General features: G+C 51.1%; 15 protein-coding genes. 12 read left to right on the top strand and 3 right to left on the bottom strand.

All coding sequences use genetic code 11. The annotated features are described in order from the left end of the window. Window positions 1-4 precede the first annotated feature (4 nt). A complete protein-coding gene (locus H8S75_RS11300; protein WP_002600539.1) occupies window positions 5-661 on the bottom strand; it encodes a phosphatase PAP2 family protein in 657 nt (218 codons plus the stop codon). A 216-nt stretch (window positions 662-877) separates the two neighbouring features. On the opposite strand from H8S75_RS11300, the gene H8S75_RS11295 reads away from it, so the two are divergent. From H8S75_RS11295 to H8S75_RS11280, 4 genes are all read left to right on the top strand, one after another. After that, a complete protein-coding gene (locus tag H8S75_RS11295) occupies window positions 878-1,030 on the top strand; it encodes a hypothetical protein (RefSeq protein WP_002600538.1) in 153 nt (50 codons plus the stop codon). Window positions 1,031-1,286: 256 nt separating this feature from the next. Beyond that, window positions 1,287-2,021 carry an SIR2 family NAD-dependent protein deacylase gene (locus H8S75_RS11290; RefSeq protein WP_187021631.1) on the top strand — a complete coding sequence of 245 codons (735 nt, stop codon included), beginning with the start codon at window positions 1,287-1,289 and terminating at the stop codon, window positions 2,019-2,021. A 161-nt stretch (window positions 2,022-2,182) separates the two neighbouring features. Next, window positions 2,183-2,662, top strand: coding sequence for a COG2426 family protein (locus H8S75_RS11285; RefSeq protein WP_110326895.1), 480 nt, complete (start codon window positions 2,183-2,185; stop codon window positions 2,660-2,662). 35 nt (window positions 2,663-2,697) lie between these two features. Beyond that, complete coding sequence (locus H8S75_RS11280; RefSeq protein WP_002600535.1) at window positions 2,698-3,390, top strand: NUDIX domain-containing protein; 693 nt, start codon at window positions 2,698-2,700, stop codon at window positions 3,388-3,390. A gap of 138 nt (window positions 3,391-3,528) precedes the next feature. Here H8S75_RS11280 and H8S75_RS11275 read toward each other — a convergent pair whose 3' ends face one another. Then, complete coding sequence (locus H8S75_RS11275; RefSeq protein ID WP_187021629.1) at window positions 3,529-3,789, bottom strand: hypothetical protein; 261 nt, start codon at window positions 3,787-3,789, stop codon at window positions 3,529-3,531. A gap of 187 nt (window positions 3,790-3,976) precedes the next feature. On the opposite strand from H8S75_RS11275, the gene H8S75_RS11270 reads away from it, so the two are divergent. Together H8S75_RS11270 and H8S75_RS11265 are read left to right on the top strand one after the other, a co-directional pair. After that, window positions 3,977-4,648, top strand: coding sequence for a response regulator transcription factor (locus H8S75_RS11270; RefSeq protein WP_117630108.1), 672 nt, complete (start codon window positions 3,977-3,979; stop codon window positions 4,646-4,648). Then, window positions 4,645-5,706, top strand: coding sequence for a sensor histidine kinase (locus tag H8S75_RS11265; protein WP_187021628.1), 1,062 nt, complete (start codon window positions 4,645-4,647; stop codon window positions 5,704-5,706). The genes H8S75_RS11270 and H8S75_RS11265 overlap by 4 nt, the downstream gene beginning before the upstream one ends. A gap of 19 nt (window positions 5,707-5,725) precedes the next feature. Here H8S75_RS11265 and H8S75_RS11260 read toward each other — a convergent pair whose 3' ends face one another. Beyond that, on the bottom strand, window positions 5,726-5,941 hold the full coding sequence (locus H8S75_RS11260) for a hypothetical protein (protein ID WP_187021626.1): 216 nt from the start codon (window positions 5,939-5,941) through the stop codon (window positions 5,726-5,728). A gap of 187 nt (window positions 5,942-6,128) precedes the next feature. Between H8S75_RS11260 and H8S75_RS11255 the strand changes: the two genes are divergently transcribed. From H8S75_RS11255 to H8S75_RS11235, 6 genes are all read left to right on the top strand, one after another. Further along, on the top strand, window positions 6,129-6,896 hold the full coding sequence (locus H8S75_RS11255; RefSeq protein ID WP_025530799.1) for an ABC transporter ATP-binding protein: 768 nt from the start codon (window positions 6,129-6,131) through the stop codon (window positions 6,894-6,896). Continuing rightward, on the top strand, window positions 6,889-8,871 hold the full coding sequence (locus tag H8S75_RS11250; RefSeq protein ID WP_187021624.1) for an FtsX-like permease family protein: 1,983 nt from the start codon (window positions 6,889-6,891) through the stop codon (window positions 8,869-8,871). The genes H8S75_RS11255 and H8S75_RS11250 overlap by 8 nt, the downstream gene beginning before the upstream one ends. Before the next feature lies 1 nt (window position 8,872). Then, window positions 8,873-8,998: a hypothetical protein gene (locus tag H8S75_RS33080; RefSeq protein WP_270467472.1), complete on the top strand. Its 126-nt coding sequence runs from the start codon at window positions 8,873-8,875 to the stop codon at window positions 8,996-8,998. 84 nt (window positions 8,999-9,082) lie between these two features. Then, window positions 9,083-11,269 (top strand): protein translocase subunit SecF, encoded by a 2,187-nt coding sequence (gene secF, locus H8S75_RS11245; RefSeq protein WP_187021623.1) that lies wholly within the window; start codon window positions 9,083-9,085, stop codon window positions 11,267-11,269. Between the two features lie 452 nt (window positions 11,270-11,721). After that, window positions 11,722-13,152 (top strand): serine hydrolase, encoded by a 1,431-nt coding sequence (locus H8S75_RS11240; protein WP_187021621.1) that lies wholly within the window; start codon window positions 11,722-11,724, stop codon window positions 13,150-13,152. 43 nt (window positions 13,153-13,195) lie between these two features. Continuing rightward, the gene (locus tag H8S75_RS11235) at window positions 13,196-13,876 is read left to right on the top strand and encodes an MgtC/SapB family protein (RefSeq protein WP_187021619.1); all 681 of its coding nucleotides are present in this window, start codon (window positions 13,196-13,198) and stop codon (window positions 13,874-13,876) included. Window positions 13,877-13,893 lie beyond the last annotated feature (17 nt).

Here is a 13,893-nt window from a genome sequence, read left to right as displayed (position 1 = left end):
CGTATTAACTGATAGCTTTCTGCGTGACTTTCTTTCTGCTGGTGACGTAACCGTCCGTGTAGATAAACTGGAACATGACGTATGCCATCATGACCGCTCCCAGTCCGTCGAACGCGGAGTGCTGTTTTAAGAAAACCGTAGCCAGACAGATGGAAACCATTAAGACAAAGGAACCAATCTGTACGGACCGATACTTCTTAAGCCGTTCACTGTGGCTGACTGCGATATGGACGCAGACGGAATTATATACGTGAATGCTTGGAAATACATTGGTGCACGTGTCAGTGGAATAGAGCCACGCTACGATGGCGGAGCAGATATTCTTATCCGGGTTAATGACCGGCCGGAAGTCCGTACCGTTCGGAAATATGGTGCATACCAGAAGGCTGATGGTCATTCCGGTGAACAGCATGGTACAAAGCTTGTAATAATCTTTAACATTTGTAAAGAACAGATAAAGGACTGCGCCCGCCACATAGGCGAACCAGAGCATGTAAGGAATTATGAAGTATTCGTTGAACGGAATATAATCATCGAGCCCGACGTGCATGATGTGATAATTGCTCGTCACCGTCTTCTCTAAATAAACGAACCAGGGAATGTAGATGAAAGCGTAGCATAAAACCCATGCGTGCCTGTACTTGTGAAGCAGATTTTTCATATAAGATCAACCCCTTCTGTTGTTAGGTGTGAGTTGTCAGATTCTGATACTATTGATATATATTACCAACTTCCGTGGATTATATCACACCAGTTTGGAGAGTACAAGGGGGTTAACGAAATGTTAAGATTTTTATTACGAAAGTTTAAGCTCCCATTTCTGCGGTCATGAGTACAATGCTCCTGTCCGGCTCATACTATCCGTGAGGTGATAAAAATGGACAAGGACCAGCAGGAAAAACTGGCGCAGAAGAAATCGAACGAGACCTTCAACAGCATTACCGAGAAGGTAAAGACGGAAAACCAGAATCAGACCCATAATTCACGCCGGGAAGGTATGGGACCGAATACGAAGAGAAAACCGATGTAAGAGGTCAAATGTGCCGATGCAAAATGCCGATTTCCAAGGATAAGATCAAATTAGTCCATGGAATCGGCATTTTGCATTTTCAGGGATCGAATACACTGTGCAATTGTATAGAAAACAGGAATTTGCCGCACGAATAAAGCGTGAGAAGAAAAAAGAGAAAATAAATAGAATATAACATGGAAAATACTGTTATTTCATAGTATAATATTATCATAAAACAGAGCAGTACAAGAAGCTTTGAAGGGAGGGTTTTATTATGGAAGGTAAGATTACAAAACTGAGGGAAATTCTTGATGAGAGCAGGTACACGGTGGCCATCTGCGGCTCCGGCATGATGGAGGAGGGCGGCTTTAAAGGGGTAAAGAATCCCGATAAAGCATATGATATCGAGACGAAGTACGGATATTCTGCGGAAGAGATCTTTTCCAGCGCCTTCTATAATACACGGCCCGAGTTTTTCTTTGAATTTTATAAGAAAGAGATGCTGGAGAATCCGCCGGAGGACACGGATTCCGGTCCGTCACTGGCAGCGATGGAACGGGCCGGGAAGCTGCAGTGTCTTATTACCAGCAACATTTATGCAAAGGCTCAGAGGGCCGGCTGTAAAAACGTGGTGAATCTTCACGGGACGATCTATGAGAATAAATGCCCGCACTGCGGCAGGGAATACACCATGGAGCAGGTACGGGATGCGAAAAAGATACTTCTCTGCGACAAGTGCGATATCCCGATCCGCCCGCAGGTATCGCTGTTCGGTGAGATGGTGGACAGCCGCCTGATGACGAAGACCTCCAATGAGATATCGAAGGCAGAGGTCCTTCTACTTCTCGGAACGACGCTGGATTCCGAGGTATTCGGAAACTATGTGAAATATTTTACCGGGCGGTGGCTGGTGATTATCCATCCGAACCGCCACTATTTGGACGACAAGGCGGATATGCTGTTCTTGGATTATCCGAAAAATATCCTGCCGGGACTGGGGTACAAATAAGCGGTAAATCTGAAATACGTCTCTACGGGGAACTGCTGAATCAGCGGTTTCCCGTATTAATTTTCCGCATAAATTTATTATCTTTTTCTAAAAAGGTTGTAAGGATCCCGATCTTTGTGTATAGTATAATGGCAGACTTTTTATAGGAAAGGAATATCAGGATGTTACAAAGTTATATAATGGTTTTTTTTATTTCCATGGTACCGCTCATTGAGCTTCGCGGCGCCATTCCTTATTCCCAGGTGATGGGCCTGCCTCTTTTAGAGTCGTATATCATCGCCATTATCGGAAACATGCTCCCGGTTCCGATCATCTATTTATTTGCCAGAAAGGTTTTAGAATGGGGAGCGGACAAGCCCGTGATCGGCGGATTTTTCACATGGTGTCTGGAAAAAGGAAAGCACGGCGGCGAGAAGCTGCAGGCGAAGGCAGGCAAAGGGCTGTTTGTCGCTCTGCTGCTGTTCGTAGGAATTCCGCTTCCAGGTACGGGCGCGTGGACCGGTACGCTGGCAGCCAGCCTTCTCGACATCGACTTCAAATCCAGTATCCTCGCAGTTATGGGAGGCGTACTTCTTGCCGGAGTCATTATGGGACTGGCCAGTGTGGGCGTTTTGGGAGCGCTTAATTCTGTTATTTTTTAAAGCCGGGCCGCTGGGACCGGGGAGGAGGAATTCCTATGGAACTGAAGAATGAAGATGGGCTGACCGAGAAAGAGTTCTTAGCACAGTACAGGCCCGGAAATTATGAGCGGCCGTCGGTGACTGTGGATATGCTGATTTTTGCAGTCGATCCGGAGGCAGAGGATGAGGACCCGGAGCTTCTGCTGATCCGCAGACGGAACCATCCGTGTATCGGCCAGTGGGCTATGCCGGGCGGATTCGTGAATATGGACGAATCGCTGGAGGAAGCCGCGGCCAGAGAACTGGAGGAGGAGACCGGGATTACCGGTGTCTGCATGGAACAGCTCTATACATGGGGCAGTGTAAAACGTGACCCGCGGACGCGGATTATCTCTGTATCGTATATGGCGGTTGTGCCGAAGGACGAACTGAATCCGGTCGCAGGAGACGATGCGAAGGAAGCCGTGTGGTTTCAGGTTAAGAAAAAGAAGTTGTCGGATCTGGCAGATGGTGCGACATACGCCCTGACTGTGGAGAACGAGGAACGCCATATTTTCATCGGATACCGGATTACGGAAGGATATACCCACATGGGACTCATGTGGAAGAAGGATACACATGCGGAACTGCTGCCTGCGATTGATGTGAATGACACGGAAGCGCTGGCTTTCGACCACGCCTATATTTTAAATACGGCGCTGGACCGTCTGGAAGAGATGCAGAAGGAGTACCGCGAACAGCTGGAATGACGAGGCAAAAGACCGCTGCCGGGGGGCAGAGAGAGGGCCGGGAAACCAAAGAAGCATACTTTGGTTTCCCGGCCTTTTGTATGAAAGGCGTTATCAGGCACTGCGTGATTCATGCAGTACGTTCCGGGGATGGGGAGGTTAGACGCAGCCCTCTTCACAGGTGAGCAGAAAGCTGGCTTCCCCGTGATCTTTTTTATCTACGTATAAATAGTATTCTCTTATGGGCTTTGTCTGTATCATGGGGGCGGATGTGGAAATGAATCCCGGTCTGATCGGATTCAAATCGCATTCCTTTATGATATAAGGAATCTTATTCTTTTTCAGAATCCGTCCGATACGGGAGCATTCCATCATGGAAAAACCGGAGTACAGCTCTTTGCGGTTAAATATGGTAATCATGGTCAAAACCCCCTTTCTTCTTAGTTTCAGTATACCACTTCCGGTTCCGGACTTCTTTACATTTTCATTAAAAATCCATACGGTTTTAAAACAGAACAGTTCCTTAGCAAAGCTTCTGAAATATTTAAAGAAAAAATTAAGATTTGGCTGGTAGAATAGGGAACGAAAGTAAATGAGGAGGCGGCCAATGTATAAGATACTGATTGTCGAGGATGATGAGGTAATCGGCAGAACCGTGCAGAATCACCTGCGGGAGTGGGGCTATGAGGCGGCCTGTGTGAAGGATTTGAAGCATGTGCTGGCCGAATTTGCGGCCTTCGAACCGCATCTCGTCCTGATGGACATCCTGCTGCCATACTTTAATGGCTGTTACTGGTGCGGAGAGATTCGAAAGCTTTCCAATGTGCCCGTGATCTTTCTGTCCTCGGCGTCCGACAACATGAATATTATTATGGCGGTTTCCATGGGAGGCGATGATTTTATAGCAAAGCCCTTCGATCTGAATGTGATGACGGCCAAGGTCCAGGCTATGCTCAGGCGGACGTATGATTTTGCAGGGGATCACCACCTGATCGAACACGGCGGAGCAGTCTTAAACATCAATGACGCCACTCTGACTCATCAGGAGACGAAAGTGGAACTGACCAAGAATGAATTCCGGATTCTAAAGCTTCTCATGGAACAGGCGGGGCGTACCGTCTCCAGGGAAGAGGTGATGACGAGGCTGTGGGAGACGGACAGCTATGTGGACGACAATACGCTGACCGTCAATGTGAACCGGCTCCGGAAGAAACTGGACGGCGTTGGCCTTGAGGATTTCATTGTCACGAAGAAAGGCATGGGGTACATGGTAAAATGAAGGGAAGGAAGCTGCTGTCTCTGACAGGCCTCTATTTAAAAAGAAACCGTACGGTAATTACGGCGGGCGTCTGCGGTGGAATCCTGTGTGCGGCCGTATTCTGGCTGTACCGCCTTCCCGTGGAGGCTGTACTCTACGCCTGGATTCTGGGAGCGGTGCCGGGGCTCCTTCTGTCCGTCCGAAGCTTTTCCCGTTACTGCAAAAAATGCGGGGACTTAGAGCGAATGGCGGCCCAGAAGACGGGCTATGCGGAACCCTTTGAGGAGACCTCCGATCAGCTGGAGCTTCTGTACCGGAGGCTTCTCGCCTCTTCCTATGAGGAGAGGGACCGGCTGCTTCGGGAGGAAGAGGAGAAGCGGACGGAGATGAAGGACTATTATACCATGTGGGTTCACCAGGTAAAGACCCCCATCGCGGCCATGAACCTGATTCTTCAAACACACCCTGGCGGAGAAACGGACCACAGCCAGCTGTCCAATGAGCTTTTTAAGATCGAACAGTATGTGGAAATGGTGCTTCAGTACCTGCGGGCGGACAGCCCTTCCGCCGATCTGGTCATCCGGGAATGCTCGCTGGACACTATCGTCAAAAAAGCCATTCACAAGTATGCTCCGGTATTTATCCGGAAAAAGATCGCACTCGATTACAGACCCGCAGCCTGTCTGGTGCGGACCGATGAAAAATGGCTTCTGTTCGTCATAGAACAGCTTCTGTCCAATGCGTTAAAGTACACGGAGAGCGGCAGAATCTCGGTCTATCAGGAGACGGAAAGTCCCTCCGAACGGAGCTCGGCAAGACGTAAGGCGGGGGAAGTCATACGGACGCTGGTGATTGAAGACACGGGAAGAGGAATCACCCCGGAGGACATCCCCAGGGTGTTCGAGAACGGGTATACGGGCTGTAACGGCCGAGCGGGTCAGGGATCGACGGGAATCGGCCTCTATCTGTGCAAAAAGGTCATGACCCGTCTGGCGCACGAGATGGTGATCGAATCGGAACCAGGAGTGGGGACGAAAGTGAAGCTGCTCCTGGATATGACGAAATTTATACCGGAATAGAGAGGCTTCTGAAACTGGCCTATGAAATAAATAGCCCCTTAATCCTTTGAAACAGGGATTTCTTATAGATTCCCATGGATTCCAAATACGCTTTTTCCGCCTGTTTCATGGCTTTTTTGGGGTTATATCCGGATATGGGCGTGCGGGATTTGCCAGGGCGTCCATGGGTGTTTTCAAATTCCTGAATGGTGTAGACGCCCCTCTGGCGTGCGCGCTGTTCAAAACTGCTGTACATGGAAATACCTCCTTCTGCTGCATGGATAACGATCTGTTTGTGATTTCAGTATACCACCGGAATGCGGTCCCAGTCTTTAAGCTTCCCTTACATTTTTGTAAGGATACGCAGAAAAATGTAAGCCTCATCGATGGCGGCCGCTCTTTCCCGTCTGATATACTGCTGTCATAGGAAAGGAGGCAGCATTATGCCATTGCTTGAAGTGAATCAATTAAAAAAGGTCTATACCACCCGTTTCGGAGGAAATCAGATAAATGCACTGAACGGAGTCAGTTTTACGGTGGAAAAGGAAGAATACGTCGCGATCATGGGAGAGTCAGGATCGGGGAAAACCACACTATTAAACATTTTAGCCGCTCTTGACAAACCTACCGGAGGCGCCGTCCTCTTAAACGGAAGAGATATGAAAACGATTCCGGAGGGAGAGCTGGCCGCGTTCCGCAGAGACCACTTAGGCTTCGTGTTTCAGGATTTTAATCTGCTGGATACGTTTTCTCTGGAGGACAATATCTATCTGCCCATGGTTCTGGCAAAGAAGAACTACGGGGAAATGAAACAGAAGGCAGACCCCATCGTGGGAAAACTGGGTATTAAGGAGCTTATGAAGAAATTTCCGTATGAGGTCTCGGGCGGCCAGAAGCAGAGGGCGGCGGTTGCCAGGGCCCTGGTGATGGACCCGGCGATCATTCTGGCGGATGAGCCTACGGGCGCGCTGGATTCCCGGGCTTCCGACCAGCTTCTCGATCTGTTCGGAGGAATCAACCGGGAGGGGCAGACAATCCTGATGGTAACCCACAGCGTCAAGGCGGCCAGCCATGCAAAACGGGTGCTGTTTATCAAGGATGGGGAGGTGTTCCATCAGCTCTACCGCGGCGAAATGACGGAGGAGAAGATGTATCAGCGGATTTCCGATACTCTGGCCGTCTTAGAGGCGGGAGGTGGCCGCGATGAATAACCTGTTTTACACAAGGCTGGCCATTCAGAATTTAAAGAAAAATTCAGCCGTCACGGTTCCGTATCTTCTGACCTGCATCGGCTCCGTGATGATGTATTATATTATCTCTTCCCTGACGGGAAATCCGGGCTTTGCCCGTATGCGGGGAGGCGGCTCCATGGCATTTATTCTGATGCTTGGCTGCGTGGTCATGGCCGTGTTCTCCGTAATGTTTCTCATTTACACCAACAGCTTTCTGGTGAAACGGAGAAAGCAGGAATTCGGGTTGTTTCAGGTCCTGGGCATGGGGAAAAAGCATCTGGCCCGGATCATGGCGATCGAGACGCTGCTTACGGCGGCGGTGAGCCTGGTGTCCGGGATTCTGCTCGGTTTTCTGCTGTACCGGGTCTTTGCGCTGCTGCTGTACCGCCTGATGAAACTGGATATTTCCTGGGATTTCAGTTTTGTCCCGGAGGCGGCTTTTGCGTGTGTGAAGCTCTTTGGCGTCATATTTCTGGTGATTCTCTTCTATAATATATGGCAGGTCGTAAAGGCGAGGCCGGTGGAAATGCTGGCGGGAAAGCAGGCGGGGGAGCGGGAGCCGAAGGCGCCGTGGCTTCTGGCTGTGTTGGGTGTCATTTCTCTGGCAGCGGGGTACTGGATTGCTGTCTCGACGGAGCGGACAGCGATGATCATTTTTGCCTTCTTCATCGCGGTACTGTTCGTGATTGCCGGTACCGGCCTCTTGTTTACCGCGGGAAGTGTTACGCTGCTGAAGCTGCTGAAGAAGAATAAAGGCTATTATTATCAGACGCGCCACTTCATCTCCGTCTCAGGTATGATATACCGGATGAAACAGAATGCGGCCGGTCTGTCTGTGATCTGCCTTCTGTCCACAGCGGTTTTAGTTATGCTTTCTTCCACGGTTTCCCTCTATGTGGGACTGGACGATGTGATGAGAAACCGTTTTAAACGGGATTATGTGGTGACGGTGTACGATTATTCCGACGACACGGCCGCGAAGACCGACGGGATTGTGGAGAGTGCCTTAAAGGATGCGGGGGAGACCGCAAAAGGGCTTGTCAGCTACCGCTATGTCAGCTTTGCCGCGGTGGATACGGGAGACGGCTACGAGGTAAGGGAGGAGAATCTGGCGGACTACAACAGCCTGGACTATCTCTTCTTCATGACTCTGGAGGATTATAACCGGATTTCAGGGCAAAAAGTCAGCCTGCGTGATGACCAGGTGATGGTGCTTGCGGATGGGATGCGTTACGACCGGGATACATTTTCCATCTTCGGAAGACGGTACGATGTCGCCGGCTTAAAAGGCCAGACTGTAGAGGACGGTATGGACGCCATGGGGTCCGTGGGAAGCCTTCATATCGTCCTGCCGAATTTTTCCCAGCTGGAGGAGATGGAGAAAAAGCAGGCCGAGGCCTATGGGGAGGCGAAATCCAGACCCATTTACTATGTGGCCTTCGACGCCGGAGACGGTAAAGAGGGTTCTGCCAGACTGTACAAAGATCTGGAGGAACGGTTAAATGGTCTGGGCTTGACCTGCCGCCTCGAATCCGCAGCCATGGAGCGGGGGTCCTTTTTCTCCCTGTACGGAGGGCTGTTCTTCGTGGGACTGTTTCTGGGAACGCTGTTCGTGATGGCGACGGTGCTGATTATCTATTACAAGCAGATTTCCGAGGGCTACGAGGATAAGAAGCGGTTTGAAATCATGCAGAATGTGGGGCTGTCGGCCCGCGAGATCAAGAGCGCCATCCGTTCCCAGGTGCTCACCATGTTCTTTCTGCCTCTGGTTACGGCCGCTGTCCATATCTGTTTCGCATTTCCGATGATCGCAAGGCTGCTGGCACTGATGAATCTGCGGAATGTCGGGCTGTTTGCCGTGTCCACGGCCGGGGCGGTACTGCTGTTTGCTGTCTTTTACGGGGTGATCTATGGGGTTACTTCTAAAAAATATTATGAAATTGTAAAGAGGTGATGTGTCAGTGAAGATTCTGATGGGGATCATGGGGTCCATATCCATCGTTGTGCTGCTTTTATTCATACAGGAGATCCGGAAGGAACTGGAAGAAGAGCGCTGGTGGAGGGACCGGGGAAAATCTTAATGGTTTCTTAGCACCATTTTCTCTCATAACAGTCTATAATGAATGTCGATAAGAAGACTACGATGAGACGAAAAGGAGAGCACTATGAAACCAGGAAAGAAAACACTTGGAATCCTGACGGTAATCGTCATCCTTGCGGTTTATACCGCATGCTTCGGCCTTGGAAAAGACATTAAGGGCGCGGGGGACATGAGATTTGGAATCGATATCCGGGGCGGCGTTGAGGCCGTATTCGAGCCAGTGGGCTTAGACCGGAATCCCGCGCCGAATGAGATCGAAGCGGCCAGGAATATAATCGAGACGAGACTGGATGATAAGAATATCACGGACCGCGAGGTGACAACGGATAATGAAAAGGGTTATGTAATCGTCCGTTTTCCGTGGAAATCCGACGAAAAGGATTTTAAGCCGGAGGCTGCCATCGCGGAACTGGGCGACATGGCCAATTTGACCTTCCGGGATGAGAGCGGCACTGTAATGCTGGAGGGAAGGGACATCTCCACCAGCCGGCCCGTAGAGTATTCGGACCAGACCGGAATTAAAAAATATGAGGTGGAGCTGCAGTTTACAAAGGACGGCGCGGACAAATTTGCCGATGCCACCGGTAAACTGGTAGGCCAACCCATGGGAATCTACATGGATGAGGAGCTGATCTCCAATCCGGTGGTTCAGGACAAGATTACGGGCGGCAACGCCGTGATCAACGGCATGGAGTCGTATGCGTCCGCAAAGAGCTTATCGGACAAGATCAATGCGGGTGCCCTGCCGTACGCCATGGAGACGAAGAACTTCAGCACCATCAGCCCGAGCCTGGGCTCTAATGCCTTGAATATCATGGTATTTTCAGGTGTGGTAGCGTTCTTCTGTATCTGTATTTTCATGATCGCCATGTACCGCCTGCCGGGAATGGTGGCATGCTTTGGCCTGATTCTTCAGACCTCCATACAGCTGCTGGCGATCTCGATCCCGCAGTATACGCTGACACTGCCCGGTATCGCCGGTATCATACTGACCATAGGTATGGCGGTGGATGCCAACATTATCATCAGCGAGCGTATCGGTGAGGAGCTTGGAAACGGCGTTTCGCTGACCGAGGCGGTCAAACGAGGATACAAGAGGGCATTCTCTTCCGTGCTGGATGGAAACTTGACGAGCGCTATCGTGGCGATAATCCTGATGTTCTTCGGTTCAGGCACCATGCTGAGCTTCGGCTATACGCTGCTCGTGGGCCTGATCATCAACCTGGTGGTGGGCGTTTGGTTCTCCAGGACTGTGCTTCTTTCCATCATACGGGAAGGCAGATTCCACGATTTGAAGTGGTATAAGGTGAAGAAGAACCAGAAGATTTATCCGATCATGAAACGGAAATACATATGGTTTGCCATCTCCATCTGTATGCTCCTGGCCGGCGTGCTGGGATTTATGAAGAACGGAGTGAGCCTGGACACCCAGTTTACGGGCGGAACGACGTTAAAGTATGAGATAGAGGGTGCGGCCGATGTGAATTCCGACGCCGTTGCTGCCAAGGTATCCGGCGAGACCGGAAGAAATGTAAATGTCCGCCTGACAAAAGAGGATGGCCTTGGAAAACAGTTTATGGTTTTGACCTTTGCAGGGCAGGAAGGCATCAGCCCGGAGAGCCAGGAATACGTGACGCAGATCTTAAACGGCTATCAGGATGGCTTTACGGCGACCCTGTCGGAGACGTATGCGGTTCAGCCGTATATGGGGCAGAAGACGCTCCACAACGCCGTGATCGCCATGGTTCTGGCCGCGGTGCTGATAACGGTGTATGTTTGGATCCGGTTTTCCATCCTTTCGGGCCTTTCTGCGGGAGTATCTGCGGTGATCGCGCTGATCCACGATGTGCTGATCGTGCTGTGCGCGTTCCTGATCTTTGCGATTCCGCTGAATGACGCGTTTGTGGCAGTGGTGCTGACCATCATCGGTTACTCCATCAACGATACGATCGTCATCTATGACCGGATCAGAGAGAACATGAATCTTCATAAGTGTAAAAATATCGACGAGCTGGTGGATACCAGCGTATCACAGAGTCTTGGACGGTCGCTGCACACCTCGCTGACGACGTGTATCAGCGTACTGATCCTGGTGATTGCATCGTGGCATTTTGGGATCCAGTCCATTTTTGAATTCTCCCTGCCTCTGTTATTCGGACTTGTGAGCGGCTGCTTTTCTTCCATTTGTGTGGCCAGCGTGATTTGGGCCATGTGGAAGAATGCCCATAAGGCAGAAAGTAAAAAAAGATAAGGCATTAAATGAGCACGCCTGGCGCAGACAGGGACCGGATTATCCGGTTCCGGCCTCCGCCGGGCGTGCGCTCTTATTGTAAGAAAATTTTAATCCGTATCCGTGCAATTTTGTGCTATACTGTTTAAGGAAACAAGCGAGAATTCCCCCACCTCTACAGGTGGAGGGATGAAACGCCAAAAACAAGCTTAACGGCAGTGGCGGGCAGAGAAAAATCGGTATCCCTCGCTGACATGAAGTCAAGCCGCGCATCTATAAGATGTAGTCGCACTCTGTGAAATTATCGAGCGTGGATTGAAACAAGGAAATACTACAGATAAAAATCGGCATATAAGATTTTACCTGGCAGTTGTCCGGTCTAAGGCGGGACAGCGGACCGTGCTGTGTGCCGATACAGGATAAAGGTTATTGTACATAATACAGAATACAGGATGACACGGGGAGAAACAGACATGGTAAAACGCTTTAACAGAATATGGAGCATTGCAATCAGCTTAAGCCTTCTGGCTTCCGTACCGGCCTTCGGTGATATTCCGATCGTCCCGCCCATAAGCGGCGGATCGGATAACGGAATTTCAGGGCCGGAGACAGCAGGACCGGGCGGGGATAATACCCAGAGCGGCCCGGGAGCTTCGACGGGAACAGGGAATTCGACGGGAACAGGGAATTCGACGGGAACAGGAACCTCGACAGGAACGGGAACTTCCACTGGATCGGGAACCTCGACAGGGCCGGGTACTTCCGCAGGCCCAGGGGCCACCCAGGGAAGCGGGACCGGCGGCAGTGTGGTGAACACATTAAAACAGCCGGAGATCCAGGCTCAGGGCGCGGTGCTCATGGATGCGGCCACGGGAAACCTGCTTTATTCGAAGGAGGCAGAGACGAAGTTTTACCCGGCCAGCATCACGAAGCTGATGACAGCTCTTCTGGTAGCGGAAAAGTGCAGTCTCGACGATACGGTTACATTTTCCAAGACGGCGGTTACGAATCTGGAGTCCGGCGCCGTTACACTGGGACTGGTGGAAGGGGACAAGCTGACGGTGCGTCAGAGTCTCTACGGTCTCCTTTTAAAATCTGCCAACGAGGTGGCCAACGGTCTGGCCGAGCATACGGCGGGGAGTATCAGCAAGTTTGCGGACATGATGAATGCCAGGGCGAAGGAGCTGGGCTGTACGAACACGAATTTTGTCAATCCGAACGGCCTCAACAATTCCAACCACTATACGACGCCTCATGATATGGCGCTGATCGCACGGGCGGCATTTCAGAATGGTACGGTAAGCAAGATCGCATCGACCTTAAGCTACCAGATTCCGGCGACGCAGAAGGCGGCGGCCCGCACGATATCCCTGGGCCACAAGATGCTGTATCCCAATGACGCCAGATACTACCAGGGCGTTATCGGAGGAAAGACCGGATATACTTCACTGGCGGGCAACACGCTGGTGACATGTGCGGAGCGGGACGGTGTGCGTCTGATCGCGGTTATCATGAAGAGCAAGTCTACACAGTATACGGATACCTCGGCTCTGCTGGACTACGGTTTTGCGCTGAAGAGCGGAGGCTCCCAGACTGCAAAGTGGCAGCAGGAGGGGGCAAAGTGGTACTTTGTAAAGAACGACGGAAACCGCGCCGCCAATGAGTGGATGACGATAAACGGTGCTGATTACTGGTTCGATTCCGACGGGACCATGGCTACGGGCTGGCGCCATTATTCTAACGACGCGTGGTATTACTTCAAGTCCGGCGGCGCTATGGCTTCCAGTACCTGGGTGGAGTCCGACGGCCAATGGTTTTACCTGGGCGCCGATGGGGCGATGATGAAGAATACGGTGACTCCGGATGGATATACGCTGGACGCGGCCGGCGTATGGGTGAAGTAGAAGACAATCCGCCATACAGGACGATCCGGACAGAGGTGATAATTTGAACGAATTTGTCATGGAACAGCTTATCTATGTGCTGAGGCTGGTGTCCGCCGCGTTATGCGGCGGACTAATTGGTTATGAAAGACAGAGCAGGAAGAAGACGGCGGGAACGAGAACCCATGTGATTATCGCGGTCGCTGCGGCCGCGATGATGATCATCTCCAAGTACGGTTTTAACGACGTGCTGGGAGACTATGTTAAGCTCGACCCATCCCGTGTGGCCGCGGGTATTGTGACGGCGGTGGGCTTCATCGGTTCGGGAATCATCATTTTTAGAAATAATAATGTAAACGGCATCACAACATCAGCCGGAATCTGGGCGACGGTGGGCGTCGGTATGGCCATGGGCGCAGGAATGTATGTGCTGGGAGCCGTCTCGACGATGATCGTGATGATTGTGGAGCTGTTTCTCGGAAGAAAAGGGTATTTCACAGGAAGATACGAGGAAGACAAAGAGCTGGAGATCGAATTTCGTGAGAATCCGGGAGAGGACATCCTGCGGTTCATCGAACAGACGCTGCGGAACGAGTCGTGCAAATCTGACAATATACAGCTGGCAGAAGAGGCGTCCTCCTGCGTGATGACCATGCAGCTGAAGCTTCCGGTGAATTACGATGTGATACGGCTGGCAGGGCTTTTTAAGTCCAGGAGTGAGATTAAACGGGTGTCCATTCAGTAGCAGGCGGATGGAGGCCG

The sequence above is a fragment of the Hungatella hominis genome, assembly GCF_014288005.1.
GTDB lineage: Bacteria > Bacillota > Clostridia > Lachnospirales > Lachnospiraceae > Hungatella > Hungatella effluvii.
Note: the sequence above shows the minus strand (reverse complement) of the source record. Positions and strands in the feature narration are given on the sequence as shown.